Raw genomic sequence first — 18,838 nt, 5'->3', positions numbered from 1 at the left:
TGCATCGGGAGATATTCTATATCTACAAATTACAGTTTTTTAAATCGAATTGCTGTTCCGCCCGCTCCGCCTAATTTTAATTTTAGCGAATCAGACGCTTTTACGGTTTTCTTCGAAATTGCTACTGCTTCGGGATTGTGTTTTTGATCTGTTCCTTCTGCATCAGCATAAATCTGAGCTTCGTATGTGGCGTTTTTATCTAAAAATGAAAGCGAAATTTCCAATTCTCTTGGATTTTCATTTGTGATACTTCCTAAAAACCAATCAGCGCTATTTCTATCTTTACGAGCAGTTGTGATGTATTGACCAATTTCTCCGTTTAATACTTTTGTATCTTCCCAATCTGTTGGAACATCTTTTAGGAATTGTAAAGCTGGTTTCCCTTCATAATTTTCAGGTAAATCTGCAAGCATTTGAATTGGAGAATAAGTAGTTACATAAATCGCCAATTGCTGACCAACTGTTCCCTGAATTCTTTTTCCAGGATAACCTTGTTTTACCTCAACATCAAAAATTCCCGGTGTAAAATCCATTGGTCCAGAAAGTAATCTTGTAAACGGAATGATACTTAAATGATTCGGTGGATTTCCTTCGCTCCACGCATTGTATTCTTGTCCGCGCGCTGCTTCTCTAGAAACCATGTTCGGGAAAGTTCTGCGTTCTCCGGTATCTTTTATCGATTCGTGATATAAAACAGCTAAATCATATTGTGCCGCTTTTTCTAAAATATATCTGAAATAATTTACTCCAAACTGCCCGAAGTGCATTTGTTTCATATTTAATTTTGAACCTACGTGACCAATTTTAACGGTATGAATTCCTAATTTTTTGTATAAAGCAAAACCTTCGTCAACTTGTTTTAAGTAATTAATCAGGTTTGAACCTGTTTCGTGATAACCAATTAATTCGATATTCTTTTTCTTTCCGTATTCAACTACTTTTTCTAAGTCAAAATTGTCTGCGTTTTGGGTAAAACTGAACATGTGCATTCTGTTTTCATACCAGCCCGGCGTCCAGCCTTTGTTCCAGCCTTCGATCAATAAATGATGGAACCCTTCTTTTGCCGTAAAATCAATATATTCTTCGGCGTGTTTTGTGGTTGCGCCTTGTTTATCGCTTTCCCAAAAAGTATATTTCCCAATATGCATTCCCCACCAAATTCCTAAGTATTTATAAGGTTTGAAATAGCTGTTTGTGTTTTTTAATTTGTTTGGTTCGTTTAGATTTAAAATCAAATAAGACATAATTAAATCTGCTGGTTTTTCACCAATTTGAATCGTTCTCCAAGATGAAGTAAAAGTATCTTTTACACGAACTTTTACACCGTCTGCCCAAGGAACTAAATCTGTTTTTAATTGTGTTCCTTCATTATTTACCAAAGTTGTGCTGGCATAATCAATCAAATTGGCTTCGTGAAAACTTAAGGCTAATCCGCTTTTGCTTTCTATTGTAAGCGGAGTTAAGACCGTGTCCAGTTTGCTAACCGGTGCAGCTTCAAATAAATATTCGTCACGGTTTTCTCTGTTTGCCGGAATCCACCATGCTTTTCCATCTTCTTTTAAATTAAAAGTCGTTTTTTCATCCATAATGAAAATACTGTCTTTTACATTTTGTTTTGGATATACATATCGAAAGGCAACTCCGTCATCGAAAGCTCTAAACTGAATTTCCAGTTTACGTTTGTTTCCTGTTTTTTGCTGTAATTCTACAGAAAGCTGATTGTAGTGATTCCTAATATTTTTCTTTTCTCCCCAAACTTGTTCCCAGGTTTCATCAAAAGTGGAGTTTTTGACATTTTTAATTTCAAAATTGGTACTAAAATCTTCATTTCCTTTCAGTAAAAATCCTAAATCTGATGGTGTAATAACTTCGGTTTTTCCGTGTGAAACGGCATATTTCGGAGCATTTTTTACTAACTCAAATTTGATTTTATTTTGCCCATTTGGCGATGCTAGTTCGTACGCATTTTTATTTTTCTGACTGTATCCAATCGAAACTGAAAGTAATAAAGCGGGAAGAATCAGGTGTTTTTTCATGATATTTTTCTTAATTCATTTTTTAATAAATCGGGCGTTGGCAAGGCTTTCGCCCGATTTAGAAACTCAACAAAAACTATTTTTATCCCTTGTTGGGATTGTTTTTTAGGCCACTCCCGATAGCTATCGGGATTCACAGATTAAAATGATTTTTTTTTAATTCTTTGTGTTTATTTTTTCACGCAGATTCTGCAGATTTAAACAGATTTTTTAATTCTTCTAATTTGTGACTGTTTTTTGCCACGAATTACACAAATTATCACAAATTTAATTCGTGGAAATTCGTGTAATTCGTGGCAAACTTTTTATTTTATCCACTCGGTTTTAAAAGTGGTTTTTCCGTTTAATGGGTTTGCAGTTACGTCAAAATTGTTTCCGTTTTTGGTCACTTTTATTTCCTGAACTGCTGTGTCATTTGGTAAAAATACTTTGGCTGTCGCCGAAGTTGTTTTGTCGCTTGCATAAACTTTCAACGTTAATTTACTCCAGTCCATATCTTTTGTAGACTGTGCTAAACCAATGTGAGGCAATGCTGTTCCGTCTTTTACCAAAACTACGATTGGCACTTCTCCGGCTTTAATTTTATGCCACCCAGATTGGTACACTTTTTTAGTTTGATAATCGATCCAAGTTCCTTCCGGAAGATAAACGTCTCTTTCCGTTACTTCTTCAAAAAGCGGAGCAACCAAAATACTTGAACCGAATAAATATTCATTATCCACTAACCAAGCTCCCGGATCGTTTGGATATTCTACAAATAAAGCACGCATCATTGGTAAACCTTTTTGAGAACTTTCTTTTGCCTGAGCGTAGATATACGGCATTAATTCGTAACGCATATTATCTGCTTTTCTAAATCCTTCTAAGAAATCTTTGCTGTATAACCAAGGCTCGCGCGGAGGCTCTCCGTGGCTTCTTACGTGTGAAGTAAACATTCCGAATGGTGCCCATCTTCGGTATAAATTCTCCGGAGATTTTGTAGCAAATCCTCCAACATCATGGCTCCAGAAACTGAATCCGCTTAGACCTAATGAAAGTCCACCGCGTAATTCTGCCGACATTGCTCCGTTTGAAGTTTCGGCATCTCCTCCCCAATGTAACGGATAACGCTGCGATCCTGCCCAAGTACTTCTTGCCCAGATTAAAGTATATCCTTTTTCTTTTTGTGTAATTTCGGCGACAGCCTTATTATATCGTAACGGATATAAATTGTGTTCGTAAAAACCTGTTCTTCCTGAATGGTAAATTCCGTCTGGTGGAGCTGCTTCTCCAAAATCAACTTTGAAAACTGAAACTCCTTCGTCAAATAATTTCTTCAATTTTCCCTGATACCAACTTACAGTTTCCGGATTTGAGAAATCTAAAACAGCATCTTCATAAGGAAGATTTCCTTTTCTATCTCTTACCGCAAGGTTCTTGTCCATGATTTCAGGGAACAAAGTATTCTTTGGTGTGAAATAAGGCAATTGCCATAAACACACATGAAAACCATCTTCTTTTAAATCAGACATCATTTTTGTTGCATCCGGGAAACGTGCTTTTGCAAACTCATAATTGTTTCTCCAGTCAACATCAAACCAACCTGTATCAAAATGAATTACATCGGTTGGGATTTTGTATTTACGCAAATCTTTAGCAACTTCTCTTCCTTCTTTTTCAGAGAAATAAGTAATACGGCTCATCCAAAAACCAAATGACCAAAGTGGCGGCATGGCAGCTTTTCCGGTTAAATTGGTGTATTGATCTAAAACGTCTTTTGGTTCTCCGATGAAGAAAAACAAATCAGCTTCGTCATCACCAATGTACATTTCGTTGGCACTTCCAAAATATTTTCCAAAATCAACTGTAATTGGTGTGGAATGATGCATGAAAACGCCGTAACCGCGGCTGCTCATGTAAAACGGAATTGGTTTGTACATGGTTTCATTCTGGATTCCGTTAGCATCATCTGTCCATAAAACTACTTTTTGTCCGCGTTTGTTGAATTGGGTAAATGATTCTCCACAGCCAAATATTTTTTCGTCTGGTTCTAAGCTGAAAGCTGCGCCCATACTTCTTGAATAATCGCTGTTTCTGCGAACGTAAGAAAACGGAAGTGTTGGCGTATAACTGTTTTTAAAATCAGTATCGTGAAGTGTGCTTGTCAGCAATTTTCCGTTTTCATCGTAGATTTTTACGTGCCACGGTTTGGTCAAAATTTCAACTTTTCCGTGTTTACTTGTGTAACTATGTCCGCCTTCGATTTTAGAATATTTCCACAATTCAGGATGATTTGGCGCAACGCCGTCAACTAGCATCAAGGATTCTTTTTGTGGATGAAACTGCGGACCCGAAGTAGTTTTTATTCTGATGGTTCTGTCTGAAACAAACTGGATTTCGAATGGTAAAATAGGAGATTCTTCATATTCTGTTGTTGGAAATTCGTTTGCTTTTTCCACATCTGGTTTCATCATCATGTTGTTGAAAGCCTGACGTGTTTTATAATTATATCTCAAATATTTTATAGTTCCTTTTCCAGTTGCAGGATCGAAAGAAGCCAGTTCATCGGCAAAATAAAACGTGTTCAGGTAATTCTGAAAGTCTTTGCTGATATCTATTGGAGCGTTTAACACATCTGCATTTTGGATTTGCGCCGATGCTTTTGGCATGACAAGAAATCCAAACATAAACGCAGAAAGTAATGTGGTTAGTTTTGAGTTTTTCATTGGTTACTTTATTTTTTGCCACAGATTAAAAGGATTAGAAAGGATTTTTTTTCTTTTCTCTTACAGATTTAAATCTTTTTAATCCTTTTAATCTGTGGCTATATTTAAAATTTCAAAAATTTATTCTGTTGTGATTACGATTGTTGCGGGTTTTAATCCGTTTGCTTTTGCTGTCAATTCCAGCCTTCCGGTTTTATCGCCAGACTGAACAATTACCAAACATTTCCCAGCCAAAGCAGTATGTTTATTTCCTTTGTACGATTCGTGACTTACTGGATCTCCGCTGCAAACTCCAACAATTTTTCCGTTTCCTGTTAATGAAAAGTTGATTTCGTTATTGGCATTTGGAACCAGGGTTTCTTTATCATCTAAAATATCTACGGTCACAAACGACAAATCATTTTTGTCAGCTTTAATGGTACTTCTGTCTGCAGTTAGTTTTAATTGGGAAGGATTTCCAGCTGTTTTGATTTCTTTTTCTAAAACTGTTTTTCCGTTTTTACGAGAAACTGCTTTTAATGTTCCCGCTTGAAAAGGAATTCTCCACATTACGTGTAAATCGTCTCCTTTTTTGCTTCTTTTTCCAACTGATTTTCCGTTTACGAAAAGTTCCACTTCATCGGCATTATTATAATATGCCCAAACGTCTACAGTTTGTCCGGCTTTCCAGTTCCAATGCGGAAAAATATGAAGCACGGTTTTATCTGTCCATTCACTTTGGTACATATAATAAACATCTTTTGGAAAACCGGCTAAATCTACAATTCCGAAATACGAACTTACCGATGGCCATTCGTATGGGGTTGGTTCTCCGATATAATCGAAGCCTGTCCAGATATACATTCCCGAAAGGAAATCGTGTTTTTTAATGACTTTCCAGGTTGCTTCGTGCGTTGAACCCCAAGGTGCCTGAACCTGATCGTAAGCTGAAACGGTGTTTCCGGGATTTCCTTCTGTAAATTTAAGATCCCATCTTACCGGCCATTTTTTTATAGTATCTGAAACGGCATCATAATAACCTCGAGTTTCTAAACCTGAAGTTGTTTCGGTTGCTATAAATGGTGTGTTTGGGAAATTCTTTTGATGATATTCATAGGTTTGATGCGCATAATTATATCCGATTAAATCTAAAATACCAGATTTTGCAATAGCATTAAACTGAACATTCTTCTTTTCGAATTGTAATGTTACGGCATCAATATTCATATTTACCGGCGGATTCATGGCTGCTGTAAGCGGGCGGGTTTTATCGTTTATACGAACAATTTCTGCCAATTCTTTTGCAATTTCAACTCCGGTTTCACTCCATTGTTCTGGAATTTCATTTCCAATACTCCATATAAAAATACTTGGATGATTACGGTCACGACGAAGCTGATCATTCAAATCTTGTCTATGCCATTTATCCCAATCATTTGCATAATCGTATTTGGTTTTGTTCTGTTTCCACATGTCAAAAGCTTCATCCATTACAATGAAACCCATTTTATCACATAAATCTAAAAGTTCGGGAGCAGGCGGATTATGAGAAGTTCTGATTCCGTTTACACCCATTTCTTTCAGAATTTCTAATTGACGTTCAATCGCGCGCGTATTGTTGGCAGAACCTAATGGACCTAACTCGTGGTGCATACAAACTCCTTTGATTTTGACTTGTTCTCCATTCAGAATAAAACCTTTGTTCAAATCAAATTTAAATTCTCTGATTCCGAAGTTAGTTTTGTATTGATCAACCACTTTATCGTCAACTAAAATTTCGGTAACTGCTGTGTACAATTCCGGTTTTTCATCTGACCATAAAATCGGATTTTCAACTTCAACCTTATCATTGAATAATAGGCCGCTTTTTGCAGTAAGTGTTATTTGCGAAGTAAATGAAGTTACTTTTGATTCGTCTTTATAAATAGTAGTTACAATTGTTGCTTTTTTCGAATCTGAATGATCATTTTGAATTCGAGTTTCAATATTTACCAAAGCTTTTTCAGCAGTAACTTTTGGAGTTGTAACATAAGTCCCCCAATTTTCAACATGTAATTTATCTGTAGTTTCTAACCAGACATTTCTAAAAATTCCCGAACCTGAATACCAACGAGAATTCGGTTGTTTTGAATTATCAACCTTTACAATTATTTCGTTGGTTTTTTCTCCATAATTTAAGTATGGCGAAAGTTCATATTGAAAGCCAATATATCCGTTTGGACGTTTTCCTAAATAATGTCCGTTTATCCAGACTTCACTGTTTTTATAAACGCCGTCAAAGGTTATTGCTATTTTTTTATTTATATCTTCTTTTGCTATTTTAAAAGTTTTTTTATACCAACCTAAACCTCCGTTTAGTGATCCACCTCCATACCCTGCTGGGCTTTCCTCATCAAATTTGCCTTCAATACTCCAATCATGCGGAACATCTAAAGTTCTCCATTTGGTTGAAGTTCCAATGGTATCTTTATCTGTTAAACTATCATTTAAATGAAAACTCCAGTCCGCATTAAAAGAGATTTTTCGGTTTGCAAAAGCATCTTCTTTTTTACTGCAGGAACTTAATAAAAACATCGCAGAAAAAATCAATATGGAAAATCTGCTTAGATATTTAAATGTGGTTTTCATAGATAGTAGTTTTTGTGGTTTGTATAACAAATATAAACATACCGATAGGTGTCTGTATCGATCCCCTACCGGTAGTTTTCTTTTTTATAATGTATTATGGTTTAGGCTTATAGTGAAAAACGATTAAACAAACACCTTCTCCGGTTCTGCTTTTATCTCTGATAACGGCTAAACGTAATGATGTTGCTGATAATTCTACCACTTTTACACTATACCAGTTGCTTACATCCCCATAATAATCTCCTCCGTAAAGCATTTCAACTCCTCCGTTAAAAGTTAGCTTGTTGTTTGCAATGTCGAAGTTATATGTTCCTGATTTAGTCGTTTGCTGTGCGCTTGCAAGTGCGGTTTGTATTACGGTTGTATTGTAACCTCCGTTTAGGTCAAAATGCATTTCGCCCCAGTTTTTATTTGGCATTACCCAAGAGTTGCTTGCATAATCCGGAAACCAGTTCCAGTTGTCTCCAGATGCTGCAGGATAATCTAAACCTGCCCATCCTACAGGATCTATAAAATCCAGAACCCAGTTTTTACCCGTTACTCCATTTGTCAGCATGCCCCATTTTGGGTTGCTGAAATATTCTTCATCATTTTCTGTTACGGTAACCTCAACCGGAGCGGCTTCTACAGAACCTCCTCTTGTATAAGCGGTGTAATAAACAGTATATTTTCCGGCAAATGGCAATGCAATTTTATCACTGCTTTTATTTGAATGTCCTAATTCGTTTCCGTTGCTGTCCACATATTTCCAATATGGAATTACTGATGGATCAGGATTTGTCAAAATAACTTCGTTGGTATTCGCAGGATTCTGCGTTACCGAAAACTTAAGCGTTGACGGTGTTAAAGTTACTGCAGGTAAACTGTCTCTGTCTTCTACAGGCTCGCATGAAAATAACGTCGAACCAATAGTTACTGCAGCTAATACTATATATAATATGCGTTTCATAATCATTTTGTTTTAAAGTTAATTCCAGCCTGGATTTTGAGTAATAGTTCCGTTTGAAAGTATTACCTGAGATTGCGGTAAAGGAAACCAGCCTTGCGTTTCTGTTCTGAAAGTCACATTAAACTGAGAATCTCCAGTGTTGTTATCAATAGCTTGTTTCGTTGCAGGCATTCCTTGTCTCAATAAATCGAAATAACGAAGTCCTTCAAGAGCCAATTCTAACTGACGCTCTTTCATGATGTTTGCTATATTAGCCGTAACTCTGTTTGTAGTGTTTTTAAATGCACGGTCACGAACTCTGTCTAAATCTGTCTGCGCTAAAGCCGGGTTTGATTCCAAGTTTAATTCAGCAGCCATTAATAATACATCGGCAAAACGAATAATCGCATAATCCTGATAGTTATCAATTTGGAAATTTCCTCCATTTGCTTCTACTACACTTGTTCCTGCTGCATTGGTTATTGGACAGTATTTTTTCCAGGAATATCCTGTGTACTGACGCTGCTCTCTAGCTTGTGCATCAAAATTTAGATTTTCACCCACATAATCAATGAACGAAGCTGCTTTTCTGGTGTCAGCTGCACTGTAGGCAGCAACCAGTTTTTGATTTACTGTTGCTCCTCCCCATCCAGTTGCATATTTTCCTATTGCTCCACCACGCGGTGCAATGTTTACCTGAAAACGGTTTCCTTCGTGTAAATCCCAGTTTCCTTTTCCTGAACCGTTAAAGCGAACTGCCCAAACCATTTCGGTATTATCTTCTCCAACAAAGTTTGCTAAAGAAGCGGCTAACCAAAGATTAGCAAAATCAGGCACTAAACCGTGTCCGCTGTTATTTACTGCATCATTAATATAAGTTACCACCTGCGCTTTTGTTACTACATCAGCTAAATCTGTTTTGTTGTAAACTCCTGTGTAGAATAAAAATGTTCTGGCTAAATATGCTTCGGCAGCCCATTTTGTGATACGTCCGAAATTAGCATTTCCGTTTTGAGAATAATTTTCAGGTCCTAAATTATCTGCTGCAAATTTTAAATCTCCTGCAATTAAAGCATACGTAACTTCCGGAGATTGTCTTGGTAATTCAAACTCACTTGTTGTTACGGTATGATCCAGCGGAATAATATCTCCAAACATTTTAGCTACTGTAAAATGAAAGTGTGCTCTTAAAAAACGAGCTTCTGCTTCGTAACGCGTTTTCAAAGCCGTGTCTGCTCCCCAGTTTACTTTGTCCAGATTTTCTAATAAAATGTTGGCTCTGTAAATTCCTAAATAAGCATTAGCCCAAATATCTTTATTCATATCTTTATCAGACACATATAAAAAACGGTCCCATTCAATATCGGCCTGACCGTCGGCAATTCCGTAACCTCCAAAACAATCGTCAGAAGCTTGTTCACTCACTAATAAAGGTCCGCCGTACGCTTCACGCTGCAATACATCATAAACAGCAACCAATCCTTCAAAAGCATCAGATGGAGTTTTATAAAAATTCTCGGTTACTTTATCTGTATATGGTTCATTTTCCAAAAAATCCTCCGAACAAGAACCTAACATAAATAGGCTTGAAAGAGCAAATAGTTTTATATATAGTTTCATTGTTTTCATAATTTAAAAGTTAACATTTAGACCCATCATGTACGTACGCGGCTGTGGGTAATATCCAACATCAATTCCTTTAGCCCAAGACTGGTTTACGTTTCCAAAACCAATTTCCGGATCCATTCCCTGATATTTTGTGAATGTGTAAATGTTATTTCCGGCAACATATAATCTGAATTTAGTGAAGAAACTAAGTTTGTTTGTCAGCTTTGTTAAGTCACATCCAATTGTAGCATTTTTGATTCTGAAGAAATCAGAATTCTGAATGTACAAATCAGAGAATTTAGTATAGTTTCCGTTAGCGTCAGTTCCGTAAGTAACTCTTGGTATTCTGTTTGAAGATCCTTCCGTTGTCCATCTGTTTAAGATATCAGTTGTATTGTTGGTATAAGCACGAGTATAATCGTGAACTCCAAAAACGTTTTGTCCTCCGGCAATTCCGTAAGTATTAATAGAGAAATCAAAAGCTTTGTATGAAACTTCAAGATTTACACCATAATTGATATCCGGATTTGGATTTCCAACTTCAGTTTTATCATTGGCGTCAATTTTTCCGTCATTGTTCAAATCCACAAAACGAACATCTCCCGGCTGTGCATTTGGCTGAACGCCCGCTGCAACTTCTGCCGCATTCTGGAAAATTCCGTCGGTTTTTAATCCGTAGAAATAACCCATTGGTTTTCCAACCTCAACACGGTTCATTTCGTCTAAACCTTGAAACAATACATTTGTTTCTCCGTGAATAATTCCTTCGTTGTTCGCAATTCTAAGCACTTTATTTTGGTTACGCGAAAGGTTTGCATTGATTCCGAAGTTCCAGTCTTTTCCAATATGAGTTCTATATCCTAAACCAATTTCAAAACCTTTATTGCTCACATCTCCACCATTAATATAAGGTGCAGTTGCTCCAGCGTAAGTTGGAATTGAAGCCAAAACTAACCAGTCTTTTGTTTTTTTATCGTAATAATCGAATGTTAAAGTAAAGTTGTTAAACAATACTGCATCAAAACCTAAGTCTAACTGCTCTGAAGTTTCCCATTTTATATCACGGTTTGCTAATTGATCCGGGCTTGAACCTACTAATAAAGTTTCATCACCAGTTCCGAAATGATATGTTTTGTCTGTTGAATTTACGGTTGACATGTATGCAAAACGTCTTGCAAACTGATCGTTACCATTTTGTCCCCAGCTTCCTCTAAATTTTAAAGTATTTAAACCATTTTTTTCTGCGAATAAAAAGGACAAGAAGTTTTCTTTGTCAAGATTCCAACCTGCAGAGAAAGATGGAAAAACAGCATATTTGTTATTTGGTCCAAATTCTGAAGATCCGTCACGGCGAACTGTTGCAGACAACAGGTATTTATTATTATAATCGTATAACAAACGTCCGAAGTAAGACTGAATCGCATAATCTTTACGATTTCCTTTTACCACATTCGATGTTGGATCTTTGGCATTATCCAGATAGGCATGTTCGAAATCATCAAAAATTAAATTTCTTCCTTGCCCTTCCATATAATCAGAAGTATTCTTTTTTGCCGATGTTCCTACTAAAACATCAAAGTTGTGAGCGTTTGCAATTGTAATTTTATACTGCAAAGTGTTTTCAAAAATCCATCCTGAACTTTTCGTAGCGCTTTGAGTTACGCTCGAAACGGTGTTATTATCGTTTGAAGAAAGAGAATAAACAGGTCTGAAAGAACGGAAATTACTATCCGTCATATCAACACCAAAACTAGTTCTGAAAGTAAAATCTTTGAAGAATTTTAATTCTGCGAAAATGTTCCCAACATAACGATTGTTCTTCGTTTGATTGAAGTTGTTATAGTATAAAGATCCAACCGGATTGCTGATATCTGCTGAAATAACAGAATGTGCAAAATCTCCGTTTGCATCATACGCGGCATCGATTGGCGCTGCGTTTAAGAAGCTTCTGATTCCGTTACTGTAAATTCCGTCATCCGCAATTCCGCTGCTTTTTACATTTGCAAAAGTGAAGTTTTCTCCAATTTTCAAATGATTTTCAATAACTTCTGAAGTTGAGTTTACACTAAAAGTAATACGATCATATTGTGATTGATTGGCTACTCCGCCAATCATTCCTTCTTGTCCGTAGTAAGATAGTCCCGTTGCGATAGTCGATTTTTTATCTCCTCCGGTAATTAAAAGGGAATGATTTTGTTTGATTGCTCCTTCATTAAACAAATCATCCTGCCAGTCGTGATTAGGAAATGCAGCAATTTGTGCTTGTGTGTATAATGGCGCATAACCAGAATTTACACGAGCTTCGTTTGCAATTGTGGTGTATTCCTGCGTATTCATTAAATCCAGTTTTTTAGCAACTTGCTGAAAACCTGTATATGAATTTAGGGAAACATTCATTTTTCCGTCTTTTCCTTTTTTGGTTGTTACCAAAATAACTCCGTTTGCTGCTCTTGCACCGTAAATAGAAGCCGCCGAAGCATCTTTAAGAACATCAACCCTTTCAATAACTGACGGATCTAAATATCCAATTCCGTTATCAACAACAACTCCATCGACAACATATAGCGGATCGCTGTTTCCTGCTGTACCCGCACCACGAATGTTTACCACCATGTTGGCTCCGGGCTGCCCAGAAGATGAAGTTACAGAAACCCCAGATGCCTGCCCTTGTAAAGCATTTACAACATCAAGACTGGCAACCTGCTGAATATCTTTTCCTGAAACTAATGAAGTTGCGGCAGTATTTACCTTTTTCTTTTGTGTTCCGTACCCGATAACTACAATTTCTTTCAATTCTGCTGTTTCTTCCTGTAAGGTAACATTGATAGTTTTTTGAGCTCCTACTGTTACTTTCTGTGTTTTAAATCCTATAAAAGTAAAAACAAGAACATCTCCTGCTTTTGCTTCTATTTTATAATTTCCATCAAAATCGGTTGCGGCGCCAATTTTTGTTCCTTCTACAGAGACCGATGCTCCGGGAACGCCCATTCCGTCAACAGCCGATGTTACAATTCCATTCACAGATCGGGATTGTGCCTGAGCAAAAGCCGACTGCATCATAAATAAGCTAAACAACAGCGTCGTGCAAAACGAGAGCATTGTTGTTTTAATACAATATTTGCTTTTCATAGTAAATAAGAGTTGGTTTAAATTAAGTTAGTTACGTTTATTGTGATCAAAGTGTAAGTTTCTTTTCTCTATAATTTACCTGATAAGACTATTTTAAAAATTGATTTTTTAAACTTATAGTCATTTTGAAAATATCTTATGGTAAATTTGACTACAAGTGTAAAACTTTTTTTCTATTTTAGCAAAATATTAAGGTTATTTTTTTTCTATTCTGATTTATGGGGATTCATTTTTGTCAATCCGATAAGATTAAAGATTAAAACGAAATAAAAAATATCAAAAAAATAACGCTATAGCGTTTTGACAATCAATCGTTTAAAAGATTTTTATTTGTAATTTGATTTTTCATTGTAATTTCAATCAACTGATTATCAATTTTTTGATCTGTTAAAAAAATATTAAGTAATCAAAAAAGACAGTTATGCATTTTATTTGTTTAATTTGTCAAAATTTATTTCGCATATGGATAAAAAAGTAGATGCCGACTCTGTTGCAAAAAGCGAACAAAATGCAATGAATGCAATCACAATTGACTGCGTTGTTTTTGGTTTTGATGAAGGAAGTCTGGAAGTACTTTTAGTCCAGCACGCAGAAGGTATCAGTAAAGGAAAATGGGGTTTACCCGGCGGATGGATTTATAAAAAAGAAAGTACAGATGATGCCGCACATCGTTTATTAAACGAACTTACTGGTTTGGATAATATTTATCTGGAGCAGTTAAAGGCTTTTGGAGATCCGGATCGTTTCCCACTTCGACGTGTTATCACGATTGGTTATTATGCGCTTGTAAAAAGAGAAGATTATAATATTAAAGCCGGTTTTACAGCTTCTGATGCTAAATGGTATAAGATCAACAGCATTCCTGATTTGATTTACGATCACAACGAAATTTTATCTTATAGCATACAAAATCTTCGCAACCGCGTTCGTCAGGCGCCTATTGGATTTAATCTTTTGCCGGAAAAATTTACTTTACTACAATTGATGCATCTTTATGAAGAAATTTTGGGAATTGAAATGGATAAATCTAATTTCCGCCGAAAAATTCTGCACATGAAATTATTGGTTGCTTTAGATGAAAAACAACAAGATGTTTCACACAGAGCGGCAAAATTATATAAGTTCGATCCGGAGATTTACAAAAAACTGACTGAAAAAGGTTTCAATTTTGAATTTTAAAAAACAAGCATAAAGGCTAAAATGACAAGAGTATCTTCTACAAAAACTTCTAAAACCGAAAGCACATCTGCTTTAAATAATGCGACGGCAATTGACGGAATTTCAATTGACTGTGTCATTTTTGGTTTTAAAAAAGAAAGCCTAGAAGTACTATTGGTTCAGCATGCCGGCGGAGAAAGTGAAGGAAGCTGGGGCGTATTAGGAGGCTGGCTGAAAAGGGAAGAAAGTGCCGATGATGCTGCACAGCGAATTTTGTATGAACTTACAAGTCTGGATAATATATATCTGGAGCAGTTAAAAGCTTTTACAAACCCGGGTCGTGTTCACGATCGCCGCATTGTAACTATTGGATATTACACCCTTGTAAATCAGGAAGATTATAATGTTAGAGCAAGTATAGCGGTTCGTGAAGCAAAGTGGTGCAAAATAAATGAGGTTCCTAATTTAATTTTTGACCATAATGAGATTTTAAATTTCAGCTTACTACAGCTTAGAAACCGCGTTCGTCAGGCGCCAATTGGTTTTAATCTTTTACCTGAAAAATTTACTTTATTACAATTAATGCATCTTTATGAAGAAATCCTGGGAATTGAATTGGATAAGTCTAATTTCCGTCGAAAAATTCTTCATATGAAATTGCTTTTGGCACTCGATGAAAAACAGCAGGATGTATCGCACAGAGCTGCAAAACTATATAAATTTGATGCCGAAATCTACAAGAAACTGACTGAAAAAGGATTCAATTTTGAGTTTTAATTAAAAAATTGAATTCTACGATTTAACTATCCATCGCACATCATTCCAGAATCCAAAACTTTGCGCTATCTTTGCCCCTTAATAAGATGCTATGAAACAATTGTTATAGCGCAATTTGCATCCAAAAAAATACTAAAAATCGATTAGAGAACTGATATATTAAAATGAAGAAGATACGTAACTTTTGCATTATTGCACACATTGACCACGGTAAAAGTACATTGGCAGACCGATTATTGGGCGCTACTCAAACTGTTACAGCTCGTGAGGAAAAAGCACAATTGCTTGACAACATGGACTTGGAGCGCGAGCGCGGTATTACCATTAAAAGTCACGCCATACAAATGGAATATACTTATAAAGGTGAAGAATATATCTTAAACTTAATCGATACTCCGGGGCACGTTGACTTTTCATACGAAGTTTCAAGATCGATTGCTGCCTGCGAAGGTGCGCTTTTGATTGTTGACGCGGCACAAAGTATTCAGGCGCAGACTATTTCTAACTTGTATTTGGCTTTAGAGAATGATTTGGAAATTATTCCGGTTTTAAATAAAGTTGATTTACCAAGTGCTAATCCAGAAGAAGTAAGCGACGATATTATTGATTTATTAGGATGTAAATTAGAAGATATTATTCACGCTTCCGGAAAAACCGGTTTTGGTGTTGAAAATATTTTGGCAGCAATTATCGAAAAAATCCCAGCTCCAAAAGGAAATCCTGAAGAACCATTACAGGCTTTGATTTTTGACTCGGTTTATAATCCGTTTCGTGGAATCGAAGTAATCTTTAGAGTTGTAAATGGTGAAATTAAAAAAGGTCAGAAAATTAAATTCATGGCTACGGACAATGAATATTTTGCTGATGAAATTGGAACTTTAAAGTTAAATCAGGTTCCTAAAAGTGTAGTTTCTGCCGGAGATGTTGGTTATTTGATTTCTGGAATTAAAGAAGCGCGCGAAGTAAAAGTTGGTGATACAATTACGGATGCAAAAGTTCCGACTACAAATATGATTACTGGTTTTGAGGACGTAAAACCAATGGTATTTGCCGGAATTTATCCTGTTGATACAGAAGATTATGAAGATTTGCGTTCTTCAATGGAGAAATTACAATTGAATGATGCTTCGTTAGTTTTTGCTCCTGAAAGTTCTGCAGCATTAGGATTTGGTTTCCGTTGCGGATTCTTAGGAATGCTTCACATGGAAATTATTCAGGAACGTTTAGAGCGTGAGTTCGACATGACTGTAATTACTACAGTTCCTAACGTTTCGTATTTGGCTTATACCAAAAAACATCCGGAAACGGCATTAGTTGTAAATAATCCTTCAGATTTGCCAGAACCTTCAAAACTGGACAGAGTTGAAGAACCTTATATTAAAGCTACTATTATTACTAAATCTGACTTTGTTGGAAACGTAATGAGTTTATGTATCGAAAAACGTGGTTTAATTACCAACCAAACGTATTTAACGACTGAAAGAGTTGAGTTGAATTTTGATATGCCTTTGGCAGAAATTGTATTCGATTTTTACGATCGTTTAAAAACAGTTTCTAAAGGTTATGCTTCTTTTGATTATTCTCCTATTGGAATGAGAACTTCGAAATTAGTTAAACTTGACGTTCTTTTAAATGCTCAAACGGTTGATGCGCTTTCTGCATTGATTCACGAAGATAACGCATACAACATCGGTAAAAAAATGACCGAGAAATTACGCGAGTTAATCCCAAGACAGCAATTCGATATTCCGATTCAGGCTGCAATTGGTGCTAAAATTATTGCTCGTGAAACGATTAAAGCACTTCGTAAAGACGTTACCGCAAAATGTTACGGTGGAGATATTTCGCGTAAGCGTAAATTGCTGGAAAAACAGAAAAAAGGTAAAAAACGTATGCGTCAGGTAGGAAATGTTGAAATTCCACAAGAGGCGTTTATGGCTGTTTTGAAACTTAACGATTAGTTTTTTTTAGAAGAAAGAATAAAGAGAATAGAATATAGATAAAACCCGATGACTTAATGTTATCGGGTTTTTTGTTTTTTATCGTTGTGGATTTTGATGACGTAGACGCACTGTCTCTACATATATACTTTGTGAAAATATATTTCTAAAACATCCAATTTCTCCACACAGATTGGGTAGAGACGCACAGCAGTGCGTCTACGCAAAGTATGTCGACAACAGCAAAAACCAAACGGAATAAAATATGGATTTACGAGACGTAGACGCACTGCTGTGCGTCTCTACAGATGCAAATTGTGGATAATTTAACCTATGAATCTGTCCTAATTTGGGACAGATTTTTTGTTTCTTTAAACTCTGAACCTTTGTATCTTTGAACTTTGTAACTTTTCAAAAAACCTCTGAACCTCCAAAAGAAAAAAAAATGCTCGACGAAAGCCCAAAACGATTTGACCGAATTGTTGCCATCCTGATCCAATTACAATCTAAAAAAATTGTAAAAGCACAGGAATTGGCAGATCGTTTTGATTGTAGTCTGAGAACTATTTATCGAGATATTCGAACACTGGAAGCTTCGGGCGTTCCTATTTACAGCGAAGCCGGAGTTGGATATGCATTGATGGAAGGTTACCGACTTCCGCCTGTAATGTTCACGCGCGAAGAAGTAAGTAGTTTTATTGCAGCAGAGAAATTAATGCAGAAATTTACTGATCCATCTTTAGGAAGTCATTATGCATCGGCGATGTATAAACTGAAATCGGTTTTGCGAAGTACGGATAAAGATTGGGTTTCGAATATAGAATCCCGTGTTGTTATGCAGACAGCTGAACCCATGTTTAATGATAATTCACCCAATACTTTAGCGCTTCTTTTTGAAGGTATTGCCGAAAAGAAACAAATTTTACTTTCGTACAAAACGTATGAAACAGATGCAACTACGCAAAGAAACATAGAGCCTGTGGGCGTTTTTCACGATAATAACAATTGGTATTTTTTAGGATATTGCCATTTACGACAAGATTATCGTCAGTTTAGAACAGACAGAATTCAGGGTATTCGAAAAACAGACTGCGATTTTACAATCGAACATGATGCTTTAGAAACTTATTTAAATAAAACCGAAACTTGCCCAACGACAAAAGTCCGCATTTTAATTGAAAAGAAAATTGCAAGATATTTATCAACCGAGAAAAAATATCATGGTTTTATTTCTGAAAAAGAAATCGATGGGAAAATAGAAATGACATTTATGTGCCGAGATATCGACAGTGGTTTTCCGCGCTGGTTTTTAATGTTTGGAGATCATGCTGAAATTCTGGAACCGCAAATTTTAAAAACGCGAACTTTAGAATTACTGGAAATCAACAGACAAAGACTTTTATAAAAAAACTCCCGAGAGATTATCTTCGGGAGTTTTTTATTTTATTTCTGCTTTACAACATTATAAAAATTATAATCTGTATTTGAGGCATCTGTAATTCCAATGTTTCGTCCCATTGTTACAATCTGGCCCCTGTGATAGGTTCCATGATTAATAACCTGAATCAAATAATCAGCAATTGGCAGTTCGCATTCAAACCACGGATTAATGATTTTAACTTCTTTTGATAAATCTTCTTCTGATAATGAATTGATAAGATGTTTCAATTTTGTCGATGAATTTAATAAGCCTGCAAAGATTTCTTCTTTAGACAATTCGGTTTCCGGTTTCTTTGCTGACATATCGGTTTCAGCAATAATAGAAAACCAATATTCTTCGGTAGACCAAATATGATCTAGTGTTTTTACAATAGTTGAAAAACTTGAAGGTACTTCTGTATACAATAATTCATCAGACTTCGGCGAAAGCCAATTCACAAATTGCTGGTTTACCCATAAATTATAATCTGCATAATTGGTCATTATCTTTTTTAAACTCATAGCCATTAA

The 18,838-nt window shown here is 36.0% G+C and carries 11 protein-coding genes; 4 read left to right on the top strand and 7 right to left on the bottom strand.

Annotation, left to right across the window (positions count from 1 at the left end):
* Positions 1 to 29: 29 nt before the first annotated feature.
* From J2Y38_RS15035 to J2Y38_RS15010, 6 genes are all read right to left on the bottom strand, one after another.
* Complete coding sequence (locus J2Y38_RS15035; protein ID WP_256636349.1) at positions 30 to 2,036, bottom strand: glycoside hydrolase family 97 protein; 2,007 nt, start codon at positions 2,034 to 2,036, stop codon at positions 30 to 32.
* Between the two features lie 305 nt (positions 2,037 to 2,341).
* A complete protein-coding gene (locus J2Y38_RS15030) occupies positions 2,342 to 4,741 on the bottom strand; it encodes a TIM-barrel domain-containing protein (protein WP_309844013.1) in 2,400 nt (799 codons plus the stop codon).
* Between the two features lie 120 nt (positions 4,742 to 4,861).
* Positions 4,862 to 7,348 (bottom strand): glycoside hydrolase family 2 TIM barrel-domain containing protein, encoded by a 2,487-nt coding sequence (locus J2Y38_RS15025; protein WP_409025144.1) that lies wholly within the window; start codon positions 7,346 to 7,348, stop codon positions 4,862 to 4,864.
* Between the two features lie 94 nt (positions 7,349 to 7,442).
* Complete coding sequence (locus tag J2Y38_RS15020) at positions 7,443 to 8,297, bottom strand: hypothetical protein (RefSeq protein ID WP_309844010.1); 855 nt, start codon at positions 8,295 to 8,297, stop codon at positions 7,443 to 7,445.
* A gap of 18 nt (positions 8,298 to 8,315) precedes the next feature.
* The gene (locus tag J2Y38_RS15015) at positions 8,316 to 9,896 is read right to left on the bottom strand and encodes a RagB/SusD family nutrient uptake outer membrane protein (protein ID WP_309844009.1); all 1,581 of its coding nucleotides are present in this window, start codon (positions 9,894 to 9,896) and stop codon (positions 8,316 to 8,318) included.
* Between the two features lie 12 nt (positions 9,897 to 9,908).
* Entirely contained in the window at positions 9,909 to 13,013 is a 3,105-nt protein-coding gene (locus tag J2Y38_RS15010) for a TonB-dependent receptor (RefSeq protein ID WP_309844005.1), read from the bottom strand.
* Positions 13,014 to 13,475: 462 nt separating this feature from the next.
* Here J2Y38_RS15010 and J2Y38_RS15005 point away from each other — a divergent pair, with 462 nt between their 5' ends.
* The 4 genes from J2Y38_RS15005 to J2Y38_RS14990 all read left to right on the top strand — a co-directional run bounded on the left by J2Y38_RS15005 (position 13,476) and on the right by J2Y38_RS14990 (position 18,293).
* Positions 13,476 to 14,192: an NrtR DNA-binding winged helix domain-containing protein gene (locus J2Y38_RS15005; protein ID WP_309844002.1), complete on the top strand. Its 717-nt coding sequence runs from the start codon at positions 13,476 to 13,478 to the stop codon at positions 14,190 to 14,192.
* A 21-nt stretch (positions 14,193 to 14,213) separates the two neighbouring features.
* A complete protein-coding gene (locus J2Y38_RS15000) occupies positions 14,214 to 14,948 on the top strand; it encodes an NrtR DNA-binding winged helix domain-containing protein (RefSeq protein ID WP_309844000.1) in 735 nt (244 codons plus the stop codon).
* A gap of 164 nt (positions 14,949 to 15,112) precedes the next feature.
* Positions 15,113 to 16,909, top strand: coding sequence for a translation elongation factor 4 (lepA, locus tag J2Y38_RS14995; RefSeq protein WP_309843998.1), 1,797 nt, complete (start codon positions 15,113 to 15,115; stop codon positions 16,907 to 16,909).
* A gap of 424 nt (positions 16,910 to 17,333) precedes the next feature.
* Positions 17,334 to 18,293: a YafY family protein gene (locus tag J2Y38_RS14990; protein ID WP_309843995.1), complete on the top strand. Its 960-nt coding sequence runs from the start codon at positions 17,334 to 17,336 to the stop codon at positions 18,291 to 18,293.
* A 38-nt stretch (positions 18,294 to 18,331) separates the two neighbouring features.
* On the opposite strand, the gene J2Y38_RS14985 is transcribed toward J2Y38_RS14990, so the two are convergent.
* Positions 18,332 to 18,829, bottom strand: coding sequence for a DinB family protein (locus J2Y38_RS14985; RefSeq protein WP_309843993.1), 498 nt, complete (start codon positions 18,827 to 18,829; stop codon positions 18,332 to 18,334).
* Between the last annotated feature and the right edge of the window lie 9 nt (positions 18,830 to 18,838).

The sequence above is a fragment of the Flavobacterium sp. 2755 genome, assembly GCF_031455715.1.
GTDB lineage: Bacteria > Bacteroidota > Bacteroidia > Flavobacteriales > Flavobacteriaceae > Flavobacterium.
Note: the sequence above shows the minus strand (reverse complement) of the source record. Positions and strands in the feature narration are given on the sequence as shown.

Excerpts from the sequence above, each read along its gene's own strand:
- J2Y38_RS15025 (WP_409025144.1), bottom strand. The coding sequence starts at position 7,348 with ATGAAAACCACATTTAAATATCTAAGCAGATTTTCCATATTGATTTTT.
- J2Y38_RS15030 (WP_309844013.1), bottom strand. The coding sequence starts at position 4,741 with ATGAAAAACTCAAAACTAACCACATTACTTTCTGCGTTTATGTTTGGA.
- J2Y38_RS15000 (WP_309844000.1), top strand. The coding sequence starts at position 14,214 with ATGACAAGAGTATCTTCTACAAAAACTTCTAAAACCGAAAGCACATCT.
- J2Y38_RS15035 (WP_256636349.1), bottom strand. The coding sequence starts at position 2,036 with ATGAAAAAACACCTGATTCTTCCCGCTTTATTACTTTCAGTTTCGATT.
- J2Y38_RS14985 (WP_309843993.1), bottom strand. The coding sequence starts at position 18,829 with ATGAGTTTAAAAAAGATAATGACCAATTATGCAGATTATAATTTATGG.
- J2Y38_RS14990 (WP_309843995.1), top strand. The coding sequence starts at position 17,334 with ATGCTCGACGAAAGCCCAAAACGATTTGACCGAATTGTTGCCATCCTG.
- J2Y38_RS15015 (WP_309844009.1), bottom strand. The coding sequence starts at position 9,896 with ATGAAACTATATATAAAACTATTTGCTCTTTCAAGCCTATTTATGTTA.
- J2Y38_RS15005 (WP_309844002.1), top strand. The coding sequence starts at position 13,476 with ATGGATAAAAAAGTAGATGCCGACTCTGTTGCAAAAAGCGAACAAAAT.
- J2Y38_RS15010 (WP_309844005.1), bottom strand. The coding sequence starts at position 13,013 with ATGAAAAGCAAATATTGTATTAAAACAACAATGCTCTCGTTTTGCACG.
- lepA (WP_309843998.1), top strand. The coding sequence starts at position 15,113 with ATGAAGAAGATACGTAACTTTTGCATTATTGCACACATTGACCACGGT.
- J2Y38_RS15020 (WP_309844010.1), bottom strand. The coding sequence starts at position 8,297 with ATGAAACGCATATTATATATAGTATTAGCTGCAGTAACTATTGGTTCG.